Source organism: Pseudomonas gingeri (assembly GCF_013385635.1).
Lineage (GTDB): Bacteria > Pseudomonadota > Gammaproteobacteria > Pseudomonadales > Pseudomonadaceae > Aquipseudomonas > Aquipseudomonas gingeri_A.
Genome location: NZ_JACAPR010000025.1, coordinates 24,397 through 43,917, shown reverse-complemented (window position 1 = coordinate 43,917; position 19,521 = coordinate 24,397). Strand labels below are relative to the sequence as shown.

23 protein-coding genes are annotated in these 19,521 nt (G+C 64.8%); 10 read left to right on the top strand and 13 right to left on the bottom strand.

Annotated features, from left to right (window positions below):
• The first annotated feature begins 139 nt into the window (after window positions 1-139).
• Window positions 140-1,135 (top strand): LysR family transcriptional regulator, encoded by a 996-nt coding sequence (locus tag HX851_RS26995; RefSeq protein ID WP_177058208.1) that lies wholly within the window; start codon window positions 140-142, stop codon window positions 1,133-1,135.
• Here the strand turns inward: HX851_RS26995 and HX851_RS26990 are convergent.
• Complete coding sequence (locus HX851_RS26990) at window positions 1,111-2,565, bottom strand: MFS transporter (protein ID WP_177066123.1); 1,455 nt, start codon at window positions 2,563-2,565, stop codon at window positions 1,111-1,113. The two genes, HX851_RS26995 and HX851_RS26990, sit on opposite strands and share 25 nt — an antisense overlap.
• Before the next feature lie 361 nt (window positions 2,566-2,926).
• Between HX851_RS26990 and HX851_RS26985 the strand changes: the two genes are divergently transcribed.
• From HX851_RS26985 to dxs, 3 genes are all read left to right on the top strand, one after another.
• Window positions 2,927-3,169 carry an exodeoxyribonuclease VII small subunit gene (locus HX851_RS26985; protein WP_017123293.1) on the top strand — a complete coding sequence of 81 codons (243 nt, stop codon included), beginning with the start codon at window positions 2,927-2,929 and terminating at the stop codon, window positions 3,167-3,169.
• Complete coding sequence (gene ispA / locus HX851_RS26980; protein ID WP_177058206.1) at window positions 3,166-4,053, top strand: (2E,6E)-farnesyl diphosphate synthase; 888 nt, start codon at window positions 3,166-3,168, stop codon at window positions 4,051-4,053. Before HX851_RS26985 ends, ispA begins: the two co-directional genes overlap by 4 nt.
• Window positions 4,054-4,183: 130 nt before the next feature.
• Window positions 4,184-6,082, top strand: a complete 1,899-nt coding sequence (gene dxs / locus HX851_RS26975) for a 1-deoxy-D-xylulose-5-phosphate synthase (protein WP_177058205.1) — start codon at window positions 4,184-4,186, stop codon at window positions 6,080-6,082.
• Window positions 6,083-6,239: 157 nt separating this feature from the next.
• Here the strand turns inward: dxs and HX851_RS26970 are convergent, their stop codons facing one another.
• From HX851_RS26970 to nrdR, 11 genes are all read right to left on the bottom strand, one after another.
• Complete coding sequence (locus tag HX851_RS26970; protein WP_177066124.1) at window positions 6,240-6,659, bottom strand: MFS transporter; 420 nt, start codon at window positions 6,657-6,659, stop codon at window positions 6,240-6,242.
• The gene (gene ribA, locus HX851_RS26965) at window positions 6,656-7,273 is read right to left on the bottom strand and encodes a GTP cyclohydrolase II (protein WP_017123289.1); all 618 of its coding nucleotides are present in this window, start codon (window positions 7,271-7,273) and stop codon (window positions 6,656-6,658) included. Before ribA ends, HX851_RS26970 begins: the two co-directional genes overlap by 4 nt.
• 99 nt (window positions 7,274-7,372) lie before the next feature.
• Window positions 7,373-7,897 carry a type 2 periplasmic-binding domain-containing protein gene (locus tag HX851_RS26960; protein ID WP_177066125.1) on the bottom strand — a complete coding sequence of 175 codons (525 nt, stop codon included), beginning with the start codon at window positions 7,895-7,897 and terminating at the stop codon, window positions 7,373-7,375.
• 10 nt (window positions 7,898-7,907) lie between these two features.
• A complete protein-coding gene (locus HX851_RS26955) occupies window positions 7,908-8,411 on the bottom strand; it encodes a phosphatidylglycerophosphatase A family protein (RefSeq protein ID WP_017123287.1) in 504 nt (167 codons plus the stop codon).
• The gene (gene thiL, locus HX851_RS26950; protein ID WP_177058202.1) at window positions 8,408-9,373 is read right to left on the bottom strand and encodes a thiamine-phosphate kinase; all 966 of its coding nucleotides are present in this window, start codon (window positions 9,371-9,373) and stop codon (window positions 8,408-8,410) included. Before thiL ends, HX851_RS26955 begins: the two co-directional genes overlap by 4 nt.
• A gap of 18 nt (window positions 9,374-9,391) precedes the next feature.
• The gene (gene nusB / locus HX851_RS26945) at window positions 9,392-9,892 is read right to left on the bottom strand and encodes a transcription antitermination factor NusB (protein WP_177058201.1); all 501 of its coding nucleotides are present in this window, start codon (window positions 9,890-9,892) and stop codon (window positions 9,392-9,394) included.
• Window positions 9,889-10,365 carry a 6,7-dimethyl-8-ribityllumazine synthase gene (ribH, locus tag HX851_RS26940; protein ID WP_017123284.1) on the bottom strand — a complete coding sequence of 159 codons (477 nt, stop codon included), beginning with the start codon at window positions 10,363-10,365 and terminating at the stop codon, window positions 9,889-9,891. Before ribH ends, nusB begins: the two co-directional genes overlap by 4 nt.
• A gap of 91 nt (window positions 10,366-10,456) precedes the next feature.
• A complete protein-coding gene (gene ribBA / locus HX851_RS26935) occupies window positions 10,457-11,548 on the bottom strand; it encodes a bifunctional 3,4-dihydroxy-2-butanone-4-phosphate synthase/GTP cyclohydrolase II (protein WP_177066126.1) in 1,092 nt (363 codons plus the stop codon).
• Window positions 11,549-11,564: 16 nt separating this feature from the next.
• Window positions 11,565-12,227, bottom strand: a complete 663-nt coding sequence (locus HX851_RS26930) for a riboflavin synthase (protein WP_177058199.1) — start codon at window positions 12,225-12,227, stop codon at window positions 11,565-11,567.
• A gap of 45 nt (window positions 12,228-12,272) precedes the next feature.
• A complete protein-coding gene (ribD, locus tag HX851_RS26925; RefSeq protein ID WP_177066127.1) occupies window positions 12,273-13,412 on the bottom strand; it encodes a bifunctional diaminohydroxyphosphoribosylaminopyrimidine deaminase/5-amino-6-(5-phosphoribosylamino)uracil reductase RibD in 1,140 nt (379 codons plus the stop codon).
• A complete protein-coding gene (gene nrdR, locus HX851_RS26920) occupies window positions 13,409-13,873 on the bottom strand; it encodes a transcriptional regulator NrdR (RefSeq protein WP_177058197.1) in 465 nt (154 codons plus the stop codon). The genes ribD and nrdR overlap by 4 nt, the downstream gene beginning before the upstream one ends.
• Window positions 13,874-14,012: 139 nt before the next feature.
• Between nrdR and HX851_RS26915 the strand changes: the two genes are divergently transcribed.
• From HX851_RS26915 to trxA, 3 genes are all read left to right on the top strand, one after another.
• Window positions 14,013-14,468 carry a YbaY family lipoprotein gene (locus tag HX851_RS26915; RefSeq protein WP_177066128.1) on the top strand — a complete coding sequence of 152 codons (456 nt, stop codon included), beginning with the start codon at window positions 14,013-14,015 and terminating at the stop codon, window positions 14,466-14,468.
• Window positions 14,465-15,121: a class I SAM-dependent methyltransferase gene (locus HX851_RS26910; protein WP_177066129.1), complete on the top strand. Its 657-nt coding sequence runs from the start codon at window positions 14,465-14,467 to the stop codon at window positions 15,119-15,121. The genes HX851_RS26915 and HX851_RS26910 overlap by 4 nt, the downstream gene beginning before the upstream one ends.
• A gap of 74 nt (window positions 15,122-15,195) precedes the next feature.
• Window positions 15,196-16,068, top strand: a complete 873-nt coding sequence (trxA, locus tag HX851_RS26905; protein WP_177058194.1) for a thioredoxin — start codon at window positions 15,196-15,198, stop codon at window positions 16,066-16,068.
• 241 nt (window positions 16,069-16,309) lie between these two features.
• Here the strand turns inward: trxA and HX851_RS26900 are convergent, their stop codons facing one another.
• A complete protein-coding gene (locus HX851_RS26900) occupies window positions 16,310-16,654 on the bottom strand; it encodes a hypothetical protein (protein ID WP_177058193.1) in 345 nt (114 codons plus the stop codon).
• A 145-nt stretch (window positions 16,655-16,799) separates the two neighbouring features.
• Between HX851_RS26900 and HX851_RS26895 the strand changes: the two genes are divergently transcribed.
• The 3 genes from HX851_RS26895 to HX851_RS26885 all read left to right on the top strand — a co-directional run bounded on the left by HX851_RS26895 (window position 16,800) and on the right by HX851_RS26885 (window position 19,497).
• Window positions 16,800-17,393, top strand: a complete 594-nt coding sequence (locus tag HX851_RS26895; protein ID WP_177066130.1) for a DUF2796 domain-containing protein — start codon at window positions 16,800-16,802, stop codon at window positions 17,391-17,393.
• A 126-nt stretch (window positions 17,394-17,519) separates the two neighbouring features.
• The gene (locus HX851_RS26890) at window positions 17,520-18,230 is read left to right on the top strand and encodes an ABC transporter ATP-binding protein (protein WP_177066131.1); all 711 of its coding nucleotides are present in this window, start codon (window positions 17,520-17,522) and stop codon (window positions 18,228-18,230) included.
• Between the two features lies 1 nt (window position 18,231).
• Complete coding sequence (locus HX851_RS26885) at window positions 18,232-19,497, top strand: ABC transporter permease (protein ID WP_177058190.1); 1,266 nt, start codon at window positions 18,232-18,234, stop codon at window positions 19,495-19,497.
• The last annotated feature ends 24 nt before the right edge of the window (window positions 19,498-19,521 follow it).

Below are 19,521 nucleotides of genomic sequence, written 5' to 3'. Positions count from 1 at the left end.
GCACTGTCGAAGTGCACAGGATTCACTTCTCAACGTTCGCCGAATCTGCACAACAATCATCAGCAACGGAACCTGCATCACCGATTGCCCACGGCGCCAGCTCGGCACAGAATTCGCCATCGCCACCGGAGCCCCGTGAATGATTGCTTTCGACCGTCTCGACCTCAACCTGCTGCGGGTCTTCGATGCCGTGATGGAGGAACGCAGTGTCCTGCGCGCCAGCCAGCGCCTGCACCTGAGCCAGTCGGCGGTCAGCCATGCGCTGTCACGCCTGCGCGACAGCGTCGGCAAGGAGATCTTCGTGCGCACCGGCAAGGGCATGACGCCGACTCACTACGCCTTCGAGATCAGCGGTGCGGTGCGCGAGGCGCTGCTGAACATCAACGCCGTGCTGAGCCGGGCGACAACGGCCTTCGACCCGGCTTCGGCGCGGCGCTCGTTCGTCATCGCCGCCAGCGACTACTCGTCGACAGTGCTGCTGCCGCCGTTCAACCGCCTGCTGGCTGCCGAGGCCCCGGGCGTCAACCTGGTCATCACGCCGTCGACCCGCCTGGACCTGGCCGAACAGATCGACCTGGGGCGCATCGATGTCGCCCTCGGCATGTTCCAGGACCGCCCGGAACGCTTGCGTTCGCATACCCTGTGGCAGCAGGAAGAAGTGCTGGTGACCGGCAAACACCACCCGACCGCACAGCGCTGCGTGACCCTGCAGGACATGGCGGCCTATTCGCTGGTGGTCATGTCGCTGGGCACCGCCGCCGATGGTGCGCCACCGAGCTATATCCTGGAGCGCGGCCTGTCCCGGCAAACCGACGGCTACGACCGCGCGGCCCTCGAAAACGCCCTGGAAACCCTGGGGTTGCAGCCGCGCCGGCAGGTGCTGATCCCGCATTTCATGGCCATTCCGATGCTGCTGGAAGACAGTGACCTGATGGCGATCGTCCCACGCCCCCTCGCCGCCGTGTTCAGCCGGACCCTGGGCCTGGTGACCCAGGAGTTGCCCTATCACTGCGTGTCGAGGTCGCTGGAACTGATCTGGCACAGCCACAATGATGCAGACCCGGCCCAGCGCTGGCTGCGCTCGCAACTGAGCGCGGTGGCCAGCCGGGTTCAGGAGGCCGCGTCAGCCGCTTGAAGCCGTTCCCGCCGCCGGGTATGGCGCGAGGTGAGGAACAGCACCACCAGCGCCAGCGCGAAAAAGGTCGCGGAACTGGTCGCGCCCACCGACAACGCCTGGCTCAAGGCCAAGCGGGCCTGGGCATCGGCCCCCGCCGCGACGGGCTGCGGCGACAGCCGCGCAACCATGCCGACAATCGCAATGATCACCGCCGTGCCAAGGGAGCCGCCAACCTGGTGGGCGACGTTGACCAGGCCGGACGCGGCTCCGGCATTCTGCGGTTCCACTCCGGCGATACCGGCGCTGGTCAGCGGCACGAAGGCCGCTGCGCAACCGATGCCGAGAATGATCAGCGGCACCATCAGCCGTGGAAAGTAGTCCACTTCGCTGCCCAGCCCGGTGAACATCAGCATGCCCAACAACGCCGTGCCCAGGCCGAAGAACAGCATCGTCGAGGCACTGATATAGCGCGCCAGCCACTTCACGCCATACATCGACATGGCGAACTGGGTCAGGGTCAGGGCGAGAAAGGCTTCACCGGCCTTGAGCGCGCTGTAGCCGAGGACTTCCTGCACGTACTGGATCAGGAAGAAATAGGTGCCGACCATACCGCCCACCAGCAGCATCCGGCCGATATAGGCGCCGGAACGCTCGGCGCTGGCGAACAGGTGCAGGGGCATGATCGGTTGTTCGGCGCGGCGCTCGATCCAGACAAACAGCGTCAACAGCACCAGGGCACAGGCCAGGGCAATCAGGGTCAGCGCATCGTCCCAACCCTGGGCTCCGGCGCGGACAAAGCAGTAGACCAGGGCACTCATGCCCAGGGTGACCGTCAGCGCACCGGACAGATCGAAGTGCCCGGTATGCCGCTCGGTTTCCTTCAGGTAGCGCCAGGCCAGCAGAAACAGGCCGATGCCTACCGGCAGGTTGATGAACATCACCCAGCGCCAGGACAACATGTCGGTCAGTACGCCACCGAGCACCAATCCGACCGCGCCGCCACCACCGGACACCGCCGTATAGAAGCTGATCGCCCGCAGCCGCTCGGGGCCCGCGGCGAAGTGGGTCATCATCAGGGCCAGGGTCGACGGCGCGAGGAATGCCGCGGCGATACCCTGCACGCCACGGGCAATCAGCAACTCATGGGCCGACTGCGCCAGCCCGCCGAGCAGCGAGGCCAGGGTGAAAACCGTGACGGCGACGATAAACACCCGCCGCCGTCCGAGCAAATCGCCGGAACGCGCGCCGAGCAGCATCATCCCGCCAAAGGTCAGGGTGTAGGCGTTCTGTACCCAGGTCAGGTCGGGCAACGACAGGTCCAGGGCTTTCTGGATATGCGGCAAGGCGGTGTAGAGCACCGTCACGTCGAGCACGATCATCAGTTGGCAGGCGAGGATGATCAGCAACAGAACACCGGACCCGGGAGTACGAGCAGGAGAAGACGCCATGGACGACAGCCTTATGTGTAGAAGCGCAGGAGAATATCGGGGGCGACGAGAGGGCGGTCCATGTCGATCATTCATCCTTGATCGATGGACTACTATAAAGAGACGATTTTGTACCGACTAGCGGGACAAATCGGGATACCCCTCGCCAGGAATCGGGATAATCCCCCACCTGTGGGAGCCGGCTTGCTGGCGATGGCGTGCGCAAGGATGATGCAAGACTCAAGGGCCTCATCGCTGGCAAGCCAGCGCCTACAAGGGATAGGTGGCCCGTCAGGACCGTGACTGCAACTCCCTCGCATTTGCCCCGAAACCCGCTGTCTGCTAGTGTCGCGCCGGTTTAACGCCTATCGAGATCGCCGCCATGGCCCGCAAAAAAGTTTCCCTGGATTTCGAACAATCCCTTGCTGACCTGCAAACGCTGGTCGAGCGCCTGGAGAACGGCGAGCTGTCGCTGGAAGACTCGTTGACCGCTTTCGAGCAAGGCATCCGCCTGACCCGCGACTGCCAGGGCGCCCTCGCCCAAGCCGAGCAGAAGGTGCAGATCCTGCTGGAGCGCGATGGCGAACTGGCCGAAGAACCCTTCGACGCGGAACAGCCAGAATGATCAAAGCCTACCAGGACAGCAGCCAGCAACGGGTCAACGCCGCGCTGGACACGCTGTTCGTCGCCCCGAGCGGCGAACTCGCCCGTCTCTACGAAGCCATGCGCTACAGCGTGATGAACGGCGGCAAGCGCGTGCGCCCGCTGCTGGCCTATGCCGCCTGCGAAGCCCTCGGCGGCAAGCCGGAACAGGCCAACGGCGCGGCCTGCGCGGTCGAGCTGATCCACGCCTACTCGCTGGTCCACGACGATCTGCCGGCCATGGACGATGACGACCTGCGTCGCGGCCAGCCGACCACCCACAAGGCCTTCGACGAAGCCTGCGCCATCCTCGCCGGTGACGGCCTGCAAAGCCTGGCCTTCAGCGCCCTGCTCGACCCGCGCCTGAGCAACCTGAGCGCCGAGATCCGCCTGACCATGGTCAGCACCCTGGCCCAGGCCGCGGGCCCCGCCGGCATGGTCGGCGGCCAGGCCATCGACCTCGGCTCGGTGGGCCTCAAGCTCGACCAGAAAGCCCTGGAGTACATGCACCGGCACAAGACCGGCGCGCTGATCGAAGCCAGCGTCATCCTCGGTGCCCTGGCCAGCGGCGATGCGCAGAAAGACGAGCTCAAGTCCCTGCAGACCTACGCCCAGGCCATCGGCCTGGCGTTCCAGGTGCAGGACGACATTCTCGACGTCGAAAGCGATACCGCGACCCTCGGCAAGCGCCAGGGTGCCGATATCGCCCGCGACAAGCCGACCTACCCGGCCCTGCTCGGCCTCGACAACGCCAAGGCCTACGCCCTGGAACTGCGCGACCAGGCGCTGCACGCCCTGCGACCGTTTGACGCGGCCGCCGAACCGCTGCGCGAGCTGGCCCGCTATATCGTCGAACGCCGCAGCTGACCTGGCGTTGCCCAGGGTCCTTCGCACGCGCGCAGGGCCCTGATCCGACCCGCCGATGCGACAGCGCGTGGGCAGCGTGCGCTCCATAAGGTAAACTGCCGCCTCTTCTATACCTATAACGATTCGCCTGATGCCCACGACGTTCCATGAGATTCCCCGCAAGCGCCCGACCACGCCCCTGCTGGACCGTGCCGAAACGCCGGCCGGCCTGCGCCGGTTAGGTGAAGCCGAGCTGGAAACCCTGGCCGATGAGTTGCGCCTGGAATTGCTCTATTCGGTCGGTCAGACCGGTGGGCACTTCGGCGCCGGTCTCGGGGTCATCGAGCTGACCATCGCGTTGCATTACGTGTTCGACACCCCGGATGACCGGCTGGTGTGGGACGTGGGTCATCAGGCGTATCCGCACAAGATCCTGACCGGTCGTCGCGAGCAGATGCATACCCTGCGTCAGAAGGACGGCCTGGCCGCCTTCCCGCGCCGCTCGGAGAGCGAGTACGACACCTTTGGCGTCGGCCACTCCAGCACCTCCATCAGCGCCGCCCTGGGCATGGCCATCGCCGCCCGGCTGCAGAACAGCGACCGCAAGGCCATCGCGGTGATCGGCGATGGAGCCCTGACCGCGGGCATGGCGTTCGAAGCGCTGAACCATGCGCCGGAAGTCGACGCCAACATGCTGGTGATCCTCAACGACAACGATATGTCGATCTCGCGCAATGTCGGCGGCCTGTCGAACTACCTGGCGAAGATTCTTTCCAGCCGCACCTACGCGAGCATGCGCGAGGGCAGCAAGAAAGTGCTCTCGCGCCTGCCCGGCGCCTGGGAAATCGCCCGCCGCACCGAAGAATACGCCAAGGGCATGCTGGTCCCCGGCACCTTGTTCGAAGAGCTGGGCTGGAACTATATCGGCCCTATCGACGGCCACGACCTGCCGACCCTGATCGCCACCCTGCGCAACATGCGTGACCTCAAGGGCCCGCAGTTCCTGCACGTGGTGACCAAGAAGGGCAAGGGCTTCGCCCCGGCGGAGGTAGATCCGATCGGCTATCACGCGATCACCAAGCTCGAACCGCTGGACGCTCCCGCCGCCGCGCCGAAGAAAGCCGGCGGACCAAAGTATTCAGGTGTGTTCGGCGAATGGCTGTGCGACATGGCCGCCGCCGACCCACGGCTGGTGGGCATCACCCCGGCCATGAAGGAAGGCTCCGACCTGGTGGCCTTCAGCGAGCGTTTCCCGCTGCGCTACTTCGACGTGGCGATTGCCGAGCAGCACGCGGTGACCTTTGCCGCCGGCATGGCCTGCGAAGGCGCAAAGCCGGTGGTGGCGATCTACTCCACCTTCCTGCAACGCGGCTACGACCAACTCGTGCATGACGTCGCGGTGCAGAACCTCGACGTGCTGTTCGCCATCGACCGTGCCGGCCTGGTGGGCGAAGACGGTCCGACCCACGCCGGCAGTTTCGACCTGTCGTACCTGCGCTGCATCCCCGGCATGCTGGTGATGACCCCGAGCGACGAGAACGAGCTGCGCAAGATGCTCAGCACCGGCCACCTGTACAACGGCCCGGCGGCCGTGCGTTACCCACGCGGCAACGGCCCGAACGCGACCATCGAGAAGGACCTGGAACCGATCGAGATCGGCAAGGGCGTGGTTCGCCGCCGGGGCAACAAGGTCGCCCTGCTGGTGTTCGGCGTGCAACTGGCCGAAGCCCTGGTGGTCGCCGAGAAGCTCGATGCAACCGTGGTCGACATGCGTTTCGTCAAACCTCTGGATGAAGCCCTGGTGCGCGAGATCGCAGGCAGCCACGAGCTGCTGGTGACCATCGAGGAAAACGCCATCATGGGCGGCGCCGGTGCGGCGGTCAGCGAGTTCCTGGCGCGCGCCAACCTGCTCAAGCCGATCCTGCACCTGGGCCTTCCGGATGCCTATGTCGAACACGCGAAGCCGGCACAGATGCTGGCCGAATGCGGCCTGGATGTGGCGGGGATCGAAGCGTCAGTCACCGAGCGCATGCAACTGCTGGGGCTGTAAGCCCAACCTGCAAGGCGGCCTTGAAAACGCCGCGCTCTACCCCTGTACAAGCTGGCTTGCCAGCGATGAGGCCCTTGAGTCATGCGCCGAACTTGCGGACGCCATCGCCAGCAAGCCGGCTCCCACAAGGGCCACGTGTCAGCTCAAGATTGCTGGCTCAGCCCAACTGCCGCGGAATGCGATAGAGGTAGAACAGCACCACGGTGGACAGCACCAGCAACACCAGTGGTACTGCCTCCAGGCCGACGAACACCGCCAGGGTGCCGATCCAGGTCGGCAACGCGGCCACCACCAGCGCCTTGCTCCGGACATTGGCCAGGGCGATCCAGGCCGCCGGTTCTTCGGGAGTATCCAGCACCGCCTGGGTGGCGATCAGCGAACGCTTGTAGGCGTCGAAAAACCGCAGGCTGATAAACATCGAGGCCACGCCGGCAATGAAGAACGGCATCGCCAGTACCGGTAACAACGACTCGGACTGAGCGAAAAACCAGTTGGCGACAAACAGCGGCAACACACTCAGCACCAGCTGCTTGTACCAGCCGACCGCCAGCCGACGCTTCACCTGGCCGCGGGTCACGCCGGATCGGCCTCGCTCTGGTGCTCATTGCCCATCATGTGGCCGAGCTTGCCGGCCTTGGTAGCCAGGTAGAGTTTGTTGTGCGGGTTGTGCCCGGTGTGCAGCGGCACGCGCTCGGCAACGGTGATACCCATATCGGTCAAGGCCTTGACCTTGCGCGGGTTGTTGGTCATCAGGCGCAGGGACTGGATACCCAAATGCTCGAGCATCGGCAGGCAGATGGCGTAGTCACGCTGGTCGGCGGCAAAGCCCAGGCGCTCATTGGCCTCGACCGTGTCGGCGCCGCCATCCTGCAATTCGTAGGCTCGGATCTTGTTCATCAGGCCAATGCCACGGCCTTCCTGGCGCAGGTACAGGAGGACGCCGCGCCCTTCGCGGGCAATGGCCTGCAAGGCGGCTTCCAGTTGCGAACCACAATCGCAACGCTGGCTGAACAAGGCATCGCCAGTCAGGCATTCGGAGTGCACGCGGCCAAGAACCGGTGCGCCATCCGCCACATCCCCGAGCGTCAGCACGACGTGTTCACGGCCGGTGGCTTCTTCGAGAAAGCCGTTCATGGTGAAGGTCGCAAAAGGGGTGGGCAGTTTGGAAGCGGCGACGAAAACGACGGGCACCGTGTGCTCCTGATCAGTATGAGGACTGGAAATTCGCAGAGATCGCATTGTAACAGGAGGTTCCTACAGACGCTTAGGCCGAATTATCCATGATAACTATCAATAAGTTTGATCGGTCGCGGCCGGAACGTTGTCACTCTCGAACGGATAAGGCTGTTTCCAGCGCTCGAACAGGCTGCGCAACCGACCGCCCTTTACCAGCTCATCCATCCGCCGGTCATACAAGGCGAGCAACGCGCGGCCACGCTCGCTATCGGAAAAGCCGAGGTACAACGGCAGTTCCACCAGATGGGTACGGCGAAATACCGAAGGGTCCGGGGCCTGGCCAAGGACATAGTCGACCTCGGCCAGGGCATCGATGTAATAGTCGGCACGGCTGTGCTGCAACATCGAGAGAATGCCGTCGCGGCGCAGGATCTCGTTGAAGTGGCGCACGTTGGGCAGGTAGTCCTGGTATTTGTAGCGGCGCACCCAGGCCAGCCCGCTGCCGTCGGCATTGGTGTAGTCGATCCATTCCTCGCTGACCAGGCGGATCTGCGCCGGCAAGCCGGGCATTTCAGCGGCCCAGGCCGGCGGCCAGAACAACAACGCCAACAGCAGCCCCCACAAGCGACAGCCAGACATACCCAATCCCTCAGGTAAGGAAATGCACCAATCCCTGCATCGCCAGCCAGGCGAACACCCCGGCCAATACGTCATCCAGCATGATCCCCACGCCGCCATGCACATGCCGGTCGATCCAGCGGATCGGCCAGGGCTTGAGGATGTCGAAGAAGCGGAACATCAGGAACCCCGCCAGCAACCAGTACCAGCCTTCCGGCACCAGCCACAGGGTGATCCACATGCCGACCATCTCGTCCCAGACGATGCCTTCGTGGTCATGCACCCGCAGATCGTCAGCCACCTTGCCGCACAGCCAGAAGCCGAACAGCATGGTGATGCCGAGCATCAGCCAGTAACCCCAGTCCGGCAACATCTGCCATAGCGGGATAAAGGGTAGCGCAACCAGCGAGCCCCAGGTGCCCGGAGCCTTGGGCAAGGTCCCGGAGCCAAAGCCGAAGGCGAGGAAATGCCAGGGATTGCGCCACACCGAGGGCGGCACGAATTCGGCGGGGACCTGTTTGGGATGATCTGTCACGGTGTCTCCGGAAAATGTTGGTAGCCCCGGACCTGCGGGGTGATGTCCTGGCCATCGGCATCCAGCAGCGCCACGCCCTGCCCGGCGACTACCTGCCCGACGACCCGCACCGCAGCATGACCGAGCAACACTCCCGGCAACTCGGCGGGCGGCAGGGTGAACGCCAGGACATAGTCGTCACCGCCACTCAACGCCGCATCCCTGGCTGAAGTCTGGCCGAGAAACGCCAGCAATGCCGCAGACAAGGGCAGCTTTTCACGCTCGACCAGCAGGCGCACTCCGGACGCGGTCGCGATATGCCCGCAGTCGGCCAGCAGGCCATCGGAAATATCCAGTGCCGAGGTCGCCTTGCCGCGCAGCGCCAGGCCCAGGGCGAATTGCGGCCGTGGCGACCAGTAGTGGGCCAGCAGCGGTTCGGCAATTGCCGGGACGGCGCTGCGCTGGCCCAGCACCAACGGCAAGGCACCCGCGGCATTGCCCAACTCGCCGCCCACGCAGAGCAGGTCACCGACTTGCGCACCGCCGCGGGTCAGCGCCTGCCCGGCCGGCACCCGACCAAACACCGTCAGCGTCAGGCTCAGGGGACCGCGCGTGGTATCACCGCCCGCCAGCCGCAGGGCACACTGCTGCGCCATCTGGTTCAAACCCCGGGCGAACGCCTGCAGCCAGCTCGCTTCGTTGTGTGGCAGGGTCAGGGCAAGGGTAAAGGCGATGGGCGTGGCGCCCATGGCGGCCAGGTCACTGGCGGCAACGGCCAGCGCACGCTGTCCGAGCAGGAAAGGATCGCAGGGGTCGGAGAAATGCACCCCGGCCACCAGGGTATCGGTGGAAATCGCCAGCTGTTCCCCGGAGGGAACGCTGAGCAAGGCACAGTCGTCGCCAATCCCCAGGTCAACACCTTCGCCGGCCTGCGCACAGGGCGCGGCGGCAAAGAAGTTGCGGATCAGCTCGAACTCACCCATGGGAAGTGCAAGCGCCGATCAGCGCTTGAACGCCTTCACTTCGGCTTCACGCAGGTTCGGTGCGAGCTTGTCGAGCACACCGTTGACAAACTTGTGACCGTCGGTGGAACCGTAGACCTTGGCCAGTTCGATCCCTTCGTTGATCACCACGCGGTACGGTACGTCGACGCGCTTGAGCAGCTCCCAGGTGGACAGGCGCAGGACCGCCAGTTCGACCGGGTCCAGTTCGTCGATCTCGATGTCCAGGCACGGCTTGAGCGCGCTGTCGATCTCGGTCTTGAACTGCGGCACGCCGTGGAGGATTTCACGGAAGTAGGCGCCGTCGACATCGCTGAAGTCGTTATCGACCCGGAACTGCGCTTCGATTTCGTTGAGCGACTGCTTGGCCATGTGCCATTGATAGAGCGCCTGGGTCGCGAGCTGACGGGCTTCGCGACGCTTGACGCTCTTGGACGGCTTGCCGCTGCCTTCAGGCTTCGGATCGCGCGGGTTGAAACGATCGCTTTCGTCGCTAATCACACCGCCTCCAACTGCGACAGCAGGCTGACCATTTCCAGGGCGGACAGGGCAGCTTCGGCACCTTTGTTGCCGGCCTTGGTGCCGGAACGCTCGATGGCTTGCTCGATGGAGTCAACGGTCAGGACGCCGAAGGCAACCGGTACGCCGAATTCCATGGATACCTGGGCCAGGCCCTTGGTGCATTCGCCAGCCACGTATTCGAAGTGCGGGGTGCCGCCACGAATGACCGCGCCGAGGGCGATGATTGCCGAGAAATCGCCTTTCTGCGCGACTTTCTGTGCGACCAGCGGGATTTCGAAGGCGCCAGGCGCGCGGATGAGGGTGATGTCGCTTTCGCTCACACCGTGACGAACCAGGGCGTCAACGGCACCGCTCACCAGGCTTTCGACGACGAAGCTGTTGAAGCGGCCGACCACCAGGGCATAGCGGCCTTTAGGGGCGATGAAGGTACCTTCGATGGTCTTCAGGGTCATTCGACAAATCTCTTAAAGAGCCGGGACGCGTCAAGTACGCGCCCCTCAGTGATATTTGAACCGTGAATCAAGGCCGGAACCAGCCAGCCTTTTATTCAGAGGGCACGTATTCTACTACTTCCAGGTCGAAACCGGATATCGCATTGAACTTCATCGGCGCACTCATCAGGCGCATCTTGCGCACACCGAGGTCGCGCAGGATCTGCGAACCGGCACCGACAATGCTGTAGGTGGTCGGCTTTTTCGCCGGCACGTGGTCGGCGGTTTCACGGATATGCGCCAGCACCACATCGCCATCCAGCGGATGCCCGAGCAGCAGCACCACGCCGCTGCCAGCCTCGGCCACCGCGGCCATGGCGGCCCGCAGGCTCCAGCGACCGGGTTGCTTGACCAGCAGCAGGTCGCGCAGCGGGTCCATGTTGTGCACGCGGACCAGGGTCGGCTCTTCGGCGCAGATGGTGCCCAGGGTCAGGGCCATGTGCACGTCGCCTTCCACCGAATCACGATAGGTCACCAGGTTGAAATGGCCCAGTTCGCTGTCCAGCGGCTGCTCGGCGATCCGCTGAACGGTACGTTCGTGGATCATCCGGTAGTGGATCAGGTCGGCAATGGTGCCGATCTTGATGTTGTGTTCGGCGGCAAAGGTCTCGAGTTCGGCGCGGCGGGACATGGTGCCGTCGTCGTTCATCACTTCGCAGATCACCCCGCTCGGTTCGAAACCGGCCATGCGCGCCAGGTCGCAGGCGGCTTCGGTATGGCCGGCGCGGGCCAGGGTGCCGCCAGGCTGGGCCATCAGCGGGAAGATATGACCGGGGCTGACGATGTCTTCAGCCTTGGCGTCCTTGGCGGCCGCCGCTTGCACGGTACGCGCGCGGTCGGCGGCGGAGATGCCGGTGGTCACCCCGACGGTGGCCTCGATCGACACGGTGAACTTGGTGCCGAAGCCGGAACCGTTGCGCGGTGCCATCAACGGCAGCTTGAGCAGTTCGCAACGCTCGCGGCTCATCGGCATGCAGATCAGGCCACGGGCGTGCTTGGCCATGAAGTTGATGTGCGCAGGCGTGCAGCATTCGGCGGCCATGATCAGGTCGCCTTCGTTCTCGCGGTCTTCGTCATCCATGAGGATGACCATCTTGCCCTGGCGAATGTCTTCGACCAGTTCTTCAATCGTGTTGAGCGCCACTCGGCACCCCCTTCTTTCAGGACTTGAGGTAGCCGTTGGCGGCCAGGAAACCTTCGGTGATGCCGCCGCTCGACGGCTCCGCGGCCTTGTCCCCCAGGAGCAGGCGCTCCAGGTAACGGGCCAGCAGGTCGACTTCGAGGTTGACCTGACGGCCGGGACGGTAGTCGGCCATGATGGTTTCGGCCAGGGTGTGCGGGACGATGGTCAGCTCGAACTCCGCGCCATTCACCGCGTTGACCGTCAGGCTGGTGCCGTCGACGGTGATCGAGCCCTTGTGGGCGATGTACTTGGCCAGGTCTTTCGGTGCACGGATACGAAACTGGATGGCCCGGGCGTTTTCTTCACGGGCCACGACTTCGCCGACACCGTCGACGTGACCGCTGACCAGGTGACCGCCAAGGCGGGTGGTCGGGGTCAGGGCTTTTTCCAGGTTGACCCGGCTGCCGGCCTTCAATTGGTTGAACGCGGTGCAGTCCAGGGTTTCGCGGCTGACGTCAGCCCAGAAACCGTCGCCCGGAAGCTCCACGGCGGTCAGGCACACGCCGTTGACCGCGATGCTGTCACCCAGTTTGACGTCGCCCAGGTCGAGCTTGCCGGTTTCTACATAGACCCGCACGTCGCCGCCTTTTGGGCTCAGCGCACGGATACTGCCGATGGATTCGATAATGCCGGTAAACATGAAATCCTCCTCGAGAACGAGCCAGCGCAGGGCGCAAGCCGCAAATTATACGCCGGGTGCCGGGTCAGGTATTGCGGTGACTCGCCAGTCATCGCCCACCGCGCGCATTTCAGTGATTTTCAGCCGTGGCGCCTCGCTCATCCGCTCCAGCGGCCAGTCCAGCAACGGACGCGCGCTGGAGCCGAGGAACTTGCCGGCGACAAAGATCTGGTATTCGTCCACCAGGCCTTGCCGAGCAAAGGCCCCGGCCAGGCGCGGGCCGGCTTCGACCAGCAGTTCGTTGACCCCGCGGGCCGCCAGCAGGCTGAGCAACTGACGCAGGTCGACCTGGCCATCGTTGCCCGGCACGCTCAGGACCTCATGCCCTGCAGCCTGGTAATCGGCGCTGACGCTTGTTGCGCACGTCACCACCAGCGCCGGGCCGGCCTGGAAGAAGGCGGCATCGAGCGGCACTCGCAGGCGCCCGTCGATCAGCACCCGCAACGGCGGCCGGCGCTCGGCCAGGGCGGTCAGTTCGGGGTCCAGGCCCAGCTCGGCGGGACGCACGGTCAGCCGCGCGTTGTCGGCCAGCACCGTATCGGCGCCAGTGAGCACCACGCTGGCCTGGGCTCGCAGCCGCTGCACGGCGGAGCGTGCGGCCGGGCCGGTGATCCACTGGCTTTCACCACTGGCCATGGCGGTACGACCGTCCAGGCTCATCGCCAGCTTGACCCGCACAAAGGGCAGGCCGTGTTCCATGCGCTTGAGAAACCCTTGGTTGATCGCCCGCGCTTCGCCTTCGAGCACGCCGCTGTGCACCGCGATCCCGGCGTCGGCCAGGCGCTTGAGGCCACGCCCGGCGACTTCCGGGTTCGGGTCCTGCATGGCCGCGACCACCCGGCCCACGCAGGCAGTGACCAGTGCGTCGGCGCACGGCGGCGTGCGACCGAAGTGGCTGCACGGTTCCAGCGTCACATAGGCCGTCGCGCCACGAGCGTTTTCGCCCGCCTCGCGCAAGGCGTGCACTTCGGCATGGGGCTCGCCGGCGCGCACGTGCCAGCCCTCGCCGACCACCACGCCGTCACGGACGATCACGCAACCGACCCGCGGGTTCGGATGCGTCGAGTAGCGGCCCTTGCGGGCCAGCTCCAGGGCGCGGGCCATGTAGTGGGCGTCGAGTACCGCCTGTTCGCTGGAAAGACTCATTCCTTGGCGGGCTCCCGGGCGAGACGGTCGATCTCTTCACGGAACTCGTTGAGGTCCTGGAAGCGGCGATAGACCGAGGCGAAACGGATGTAGGCGACTTCGTCGAGTTTCTGCAACTCGGCCATCACCAGCTCGCCGACGATCAGTGACTTGACCTCGCGCTCGCCGGTCGCGCGCAGCTTGTGCTTGATATGCACCAGCGCGGCTTCCAGGCGCTCGACACTCACCGGGCGCTTTTCCAGGGCCCGCTGCATACCGGCGCGGAGTTTTTCTTCGTCGAAGGGCTGGCGACTGCCGTCCTGCTTGATCAGGCGCGGCAAAACCAGTTCGGCGGTTTCGAAGGTGGTGAAACGCTCACCGCAGGCCAGGCATTCACGCCGGCGGCGCACCTGTTCGCCCTCGGCGACCAGACGCGAGTCGATGACTTTGGTGTCGTTGGCACCGCAGAAGGGACAGTGCATGGTGGCAGGCAACAAAAAATGGGAGGGCCATGGTAGCGCATCCCCGTGGCAAGACAAGCCATAGGGTTTGCGGTATACAGTCGGCGGACTAACGTTATCCCATCAGAACCGCCGTTTTCCGCCTCAGTTGGAGCTGTAGATGTCAGTACGACCGCTTGTTTTGCTCAGTCTCGCCGGCCTGCTTGTCGCTTGCAGCAGCGCGCCCAAGCCCGTGCCGGCACCAGCCCCCCAGGTTCAGACAAAAAAACCGGTAAGTCCCTACGAAGAACTCGGCCCGCTGCCGGCGTTCCAGCGGGAACTGAGCGGCACCCTGCTCGGCGTGCCGGCCAATGCCGAGGTCGAACTGGCGCTGCTGGTGATCGATGAACGCGGTCGTCCGCAGCAATTACTGGCCAGCAGCAAGATCAATGGCACCGGCCAGGCGCTGCCGTTCCGCCTGCGCTTCAATCCGGAGGTGTTTCCGGCCGGCAGCCGCGTCGAACTGCGCGGCCGGGCCAGCCAGTCCGGACAACTGATCCTGCACCTGCCTTCCGTGTCGGTGACCGAGCCGACCACCCAGGCCATGGGCCAACTGCAATTCGTCAGCGCGCCATGACTCCACCGCTCGACCTGCAGCAGTCCCTGAGCGAGCTGCTGGGCGATGCGCGACTGGTGGCCCGCGACCTGCCGCAGACCGATCTGCGCTTGTGGCTGATCGACGCCGAGAACATGGACCGCGCCTTCACCTCGGAAGAAACCCGGCGGATCCTGCACGAACCGCCCTACTGGAGTTTCTGCTGGGCCAGCGGCCTGGCGCTGGCCCGCTACCTGGCCAAACGCCCACAGTGGGTCGCCGGCAAGCGGGTGCTGGATTTCGGTGCCGGGTCAGGCGTGGCGGCGATTGCCGCGGCCAGGGCCGGAGCGCTGGAAGTGGTGGCTTGCGACCTCGATCCGCTGGCGCTGGCGGCGTGCCGGGCAAATGCCGCGCTCAATGGCGTGGTGCTGAACTACGCCGAGGACTTTTTCGCCGAGAGCGACCGCTTCGACCTGATCCTGGTCGCCGACGTGCTCTATGACCGGGAAAACCTGCCACTGCTCGATCAGTTCCTCAGCCGTGGCCGCGAAGCCCTGGTGGCCGACTCACGGGTACGGGACTTCCGCCACCCGCTGTATCGGCGCCTGGAAATGCTCGAAGCCCTGACCCTGCCGGACCTGATGGAGCCGGAAGAGTTTCGCCAGGTCAGCCTGTACCACGCCAGCCGGCCCTGAGGCTCAAGCGCCGCTTTCGGCCAACCCGCCCCAGGCCTTATAGTTGCACCATTCCCCGCTCTTCGAGATTCCCGATGACTCAGGACACGCCCTACATCTTCGACGCCACCGCTCTGAACTTCGACCAGGCGGTGATCCAGAACTCGTTCCACAAGCCGGTGCTGGTGGATTTCTGGGCGGAATGGTGTGCGCCCTGCAAGGCGCTGATGCCGATGCTGCAACAGATCGCCGAGAGCTATCAGGGCGAACTGCTGCTGGCCAAGGTCGACTGCGATGCCGAACAGGACATCGTCGCCCGTTTCGGCATCCGCAGCCTGCCGACCGTGGTGCTGTTCAAGGACGGCCAGCCGGTGGACGGTTTTGCCGGTGCCCAGCCGGAGTCGGCGGTACGCGCCATGCTCGAACCCCATGTGCAAATGCCACCGCCAGCCGCGGCCGATCCTTTCGAACAGGCCCAGGCACTGTTTGCCGAAGGCCGCATCGCCGATGCCGAAGCGACCCTGGTGACGCTGCTCGGCGAAGACAACAGCAACGCCAAGGCGCTGATCCTGTACGCCCGCTGCCTCGCCGAGCGCGGTGAGCTGGGCGAAGCGCAAACCGTACTCGAAGCGGTCAAGGGCGACGAACACAAGGCCGCCCTGGCCGGCGCCAAGGCCCAGTTGACCTTCCTGCGCCAGGCCGCCGACCTGCCGGATGCCGCCGACCTGAAAGCCCGGCTGGCACAGGACCCGCTGGACGACGAGGCGGTCTACCAACTGGCGATCCAGCAACTGGCCCGCCAGCAGTACGACGCCGCGCTGGATGCCCTGCTCAAGCTGTTCACCCGCAACCGCGGCTACAGCGAAGGCCTGCCCCACAAGACCCTGCTGCAAGTGTTCGAGCTGCTGGGCAACGACCACCCGCTGGTGACCACCTACCGGCGCAAGTTGTTTGCAGCCCTTTACTGATGTAGGAGCCCATCGGTTTTACAGACGACACGACATTGATCGTTCCCACGCTCCGGCGTGGGCATGCAGCCCGTGACGCTCTGCGTCACAGAAGCGGACGCAGAGCGTCCATAGCGGCGTTACCACGCAGAGCGTGGGAACGATGGCGTCCTTCATTGGCGCCACAAGGCTTGCTAGCCTCATCGCCGGCAAGCCGGCTCCTACAGGATGTGTGCCGGGCAATAAGGCCGGCGCTCTGACCTCAGGCCTCGATCCAGCTGTACAACGGTGAATCAGTACCGCTCAGCACTTTGACCTCGGCGCAATGACGCAGGCGCACCAGCAGCCGCTTGGCTGCCGCGGTGCTGCCCGTCAAGCCTTCCAGCTGCTCCAGCAACTCCGGCCCGCTGATCTGCCCGGCCTGACGCACCAGATCCCTGGTCAACTGCCAGAGGGCATCGTCCTGGCTCACCGGCCTGGACGCCGTTGCCGGCTCCTGCGGTTTCTCCACCTGCAATTGCGCACCGAGCCGGGCCCAATCGCCATCATCCAGTTCCACTGTCAAATCCACCGGCCACTCGCCAATGGTTCCGCGAATCCGCACCATAAAACCGTCCTCGATACTCTTGACTGAATAGCCCTGCGCGCATGCTCCCACGCGTCAGCCGGATCGCCAAGCGGGTGGCCGAAAGTGCAATAAATTGTTATAAGATCACATAACATTATCCTCTCGCCGTTTCTGGAGAAACGCCATGCGCCGCCTGTTGCTCGCCCTGCCTTTTGCCTTGCTTCCCCTGGTCGCCGCCCAGGCCCATGAAAAAGAACATGGCAGCCTCGGCGCCCATGAGCATGGTGTCGGCCGCTTGAATGCAGCACTGGACGCGCAGACCCTGGAACTGGAACTGCAAAGCCCGGCGATGAACCTGGTGGGCTTCGAACACGCGGCCACCAGCGATGCCGACAAGGCCAAGGTCGCCGCCGTACGTGCCCTGCTCGACAAGCCGCTGGCACTGTTCAACCTGCCCGGGGAGGCCGGTTGCGTGGTCGCCAACCAGGAACTGGAAAGCCCGCTGTTCGGTGATCCGGCCCCGGAAGACGCCGACCACGATGACGATGATGACGACCACGCCAAGGGCGGTGACGAGCACGAGCATCATCACGACCACAGCGAAATCCACGCCCATTACCAGTTCACCTGCAGCACCCCCGAAGCGCTCAAGCAGTTGGACCTGACCCAGGTCTTCAAGACCTTCCCCGCTACCCAGAAAATTCAGGTACAACTCATCTCGCCAAGTGGCCAGCAGGGTGTGGATGCGACGCCGAAGGCCGCTACCCTGAAGTTCTGACACACCTTTTGATCGTTCCCACGCTCCGCGTGGGAATGCAGCCCGTGACGCTCCGCGTCACAGAAGCGGACGCAGAGCGTCCAGAGAGGCGTTCCCACGCAGAGCGTGGGAACGATCGATGACCTGATGACCCAAGCACTTATCGAACTGTCCGACCTGGGCTTCAATTGGCCCGGCCACCCGCAGTTGCTGGACATTCCCGCGTTCCGCCTGGAGCCCGGCGAGACCCTGTTTCTCAAGGGCCCCAGCGGCAGCGGCAAGACCACCCTGCTCGGCCTGCTGGGCGGCGTGCAGAAACCCAGCCGGGGCAGCATCCGCCTGCTCGGCCAGGAACTGACCGAACTCGGCGCCGGCGCCCGCGACCGCTTCCGGGTCGATCACACCGGCTACATTTTCCAGCAGTTCAACCTGCTGCCGTTTCTCTCGGTGCGCGAGAACGTCGAACTGCCCTGTCATTTTTCCAGGCTGCGTGCCAGCCGCGCCAGCCAGCGCCACGGCAGCATCGACCAGGCCGCCGCGACCCTGCTCGCCCACCTCGGCCTGAAAGACCCGGCGCTGCTGGGGCGGCGTGCCGACTCCTTGTCCATCGGCCAGCAGCAACGGGTCGCGGCCGCGCGCGCGCTGATCGGCCAACCGGAACTGGTGATCGCCGACGAGCCGACCTCGGCCCTCGACTACGACGCCCGCGAAGCCTTTCTCCAACTGCTGTTCGCCGAATGCCGGGAGGCCGGTTCCAGCCTGCTGTTCGTCAGCCATGACCAGAGCCTGGCGCCGCTGTTCGATCGTCACCTGTCCCTGGCCGAACTGAATCGCGCGGCCGCGCCCGCGGAGGTTTGAGATGTATCTGTTACGACTGGCCCTGGCCAGCCTGGCCAACCGCCGCTTTACCGCCATTCTCACGGCCTTCGCCATTGCCCTCTCGGTCTGCCTGCTGCTGGCCGTGGAACGCGTGCGTACCGAAGCCCGCGCCAGCTTCGCCAGCACCATCAGCGGCACCGACCTGATCGTCGGCGCCCGCTCGGGCTCGGTGAACCTGCTGCTGTACTCGGTGTTCCGCATCGGCAACGCCACCAACAACATCCGCTGGGACAGCTTCGAGCATTTCGCCAGCAGCCCGCAGGTGAAGTGGGCCATCCCGATTTCCCTCGGCGACTCCCATCGCGGCTACCGGGTGATGGGCACCAACGAGTCCTATTTCGAGCACTACCAGTACGGTCACCAGCAGAGCCTGGAGCTGGCCACCGGTCGTGCCTTCGCCAGCGATCCTTTCGAAGTGGTGCTCGGCGCCGAAGTCGCCGATGCACTGCACTACAAGCTCGGCGACAAGCTGGTGCTGGCCCATGGTGTCGCGGCGATCAGCCTGGTCAAGCACGACGACAAGCCGTTCACCGTGGTCGGCATCCTCAAGCGCACCGGAACACCGGTGGACCGCACGCTGCATATCAGCCTCGGCGGCATGGAGGCGATTCACATCGACTGGCACAACGGCGTGCCGGCCCGTGGCGCCGGACGGATCAGCGCCGACCAGGCGCGCAACATGGACCTCACGCCCCAGGCGATCACCGCCTTCATGCTCGGCCTCAAGAGCAAGATCGCGACCTTCGCCGTGCAGCGCGAGATCAACGAATTCCGTGGCGAGCCGATGCTGGCGATTCTGCCGGGCGTGGCCTTGCAGGAACTCTGGAGCCTGATGGGCACGGCGGAAAAGGCCTTGTTCGTGGTGTCGCTGTTCGTCGTGCTGACCGGCCTGATCGGTATGCTCACGGCGATCCTCACCAGCCTCAACGAGCGCCGCCGGGAGATGGCGATCCTGCGTTCGGTGGGTGCCCGGCCTTGGCATATCGCCAGCCTGCTGGTGCTGGAAGCCTTTGCCCTGGCGCTGTCCGGCGTGGTCGCAGGCGTTGGCCTGCTGTACCTGTGCATCGCCCTGGCCCAGGGTTATGTGCAATCGAACTACGGGCTGTACCTGCCGCTGTCCTGGCCAAGCGATTATGAATGGACGCTGCTCGGCGGTATCCTCATCGCCGCCCTGTTGATGGGCAGCGTGCCGGCCTGGCGCGCCTATCGACAATCCCTGGCCGATGGCCTGTCCATCCGTTTATGAGTGTCCGTGTGATGAAAAAGCCTG